At 48.0% G+C, this 394-nt stretch carries 2 protein-coding genes; both read right to left on the bottom strand.

Annotation, left to right across the window (positions count from 1 at the left end):
* On the bottom strand, positions 1–136 hold a 136-nt coding region (locus NE664_15285; protein ID MCQ4727995.1), incomplete at its 3' end, for an RNA polymerase subunit sigma-70.
* Positions 137–141: 5 nt separating this feature from the next.
* Positions 142–394 (bottom strand): hypothetical protein (locus tag NE664_15280; GenBank protein ID MCQ4727994.1); only part of this gene is annotated, 253 nt, incomplete at its 5' end.

The raw sequence follows: 394 nt of genomic DNA, 5'->3' as shown, positions 1-394 counted from the left end.
GGAACTCACTCATAGACCCACGTACTCTATCCTGCACTATGGTCTTGCGTTGCTTTTTTACTCTTCTAATATCTGCCTCTGTCTCTTTGATTAATTCACATGCATCTATATATTGTTCCAGCACCTCCTTATTCAACGGCCTCACCCCTTCCCTACCCGCGGCTTGTACGCACGTTCCCCATCCAGGTACTCTTCTTCCTTCCTCTGCTGGCCCAGAAGCTGCCGCATCCGATTCAGCGTATCCCGGTTCTTCTGTTCCTCAAAGAACTTGACGATCCGCTCATTTCGCTTGACAATATCTTTATTCTGCCTGCGGTATTTCCGACTCTGCTGAAACTTCGTTGCTACTCGGTTCCGCTCAGACTTATCCACTGCAAATTCTATTGCATGAACC

Source organism: Anaerotignum faecicola (genome assembly GCA_024460105.1).
Lineage (GTDB): Bacteria > Bacillota > Clostridia > Lachnospirales > Anaerotignaceae > JANFXS01.
Note: the sequence above shows the minus strand (reverse complement) of the source record. Positions and strands in the feature narration are given on the sequence as shown.